The sequence below is a fragment of the Roseibacillus ishigakijimensis genome (genome assembly GCF_016595415.1).
GTDB classification, from domain to species: Bacteria; Verrucomicrobiota; Verrucomicrobiia; order Verrucomicrobiales; family Akkermansiaceae; genus Roseibacillus; species Roseibacillus ishigakijimensis.
In genome coordinates this window covers 1-530 of record NZ_JAENIO010000142.1, presented here as the reverse complement: position 1 = coordinate 530, position 530 = coordinate 1, and the positions used below count along the sequence as shown (strand labels likewise).

Here is a 530-nt window from a genome sequence, read left to right as displayed (position 1 = left end):
ACCACCGAGAGGGGAGCGAGAGCCAGGGGAGTCTCGTAAACCTGCTCCAAGGGGCGAACCACCGTCGCCATCAGGTCGGTGCAACTGCCCACGGGCTCGGCCACGATGACCTCGGGACGACTCTCCCGGGAAAGCTCCTCAATGGCCCCCACCAGCTCCTCCAACCGACAGCAAAAACAGCCTCCCGTGATCTCCGCCACCGGCTGCGAGCCTTGATTCTGCAAAGAGGAATGAGGATTTGATAGCGAAGTAATATTCTCATTTCTTCTGTCTATTTTATTATTTGTTTCAGGCCGAGATTCTTCACTTTTCCGAAGGATTTCCCGGGCCGAAGCCGTATCAAGGAGGCCCTCTCCCTGATCATTGGTCACCAGAGCCACCTCGCGCCCCACGGCTTTTATCCACAGTGCCATGTGGCCAATGAGGGTGGTCTTTCCCGCCCCCAAAAAGCCTCCCACCAGCACAAAACGCCCTTTTATCTTCCCCTCGGAAGAAAATTCATCTTTCATCAAGAAAGGTCTTGCCATCCC

Annotated in this window: 1 protein-coding gene; it reads right to left on the bottom strand. The window is 55.5% G+C overall.

The window, feature by feature from the left end:
- The coding region (locus tag JIN78_RS16945; RefSeq protein WP_234038070.1) for a CobW-like GTP-binding protein at positions 1–413 on the bottom strand (413 nt) is incomplete at its 3' end.
- Between the last annotated feature and the right edge of the window lie 117 nt (positions 414–530).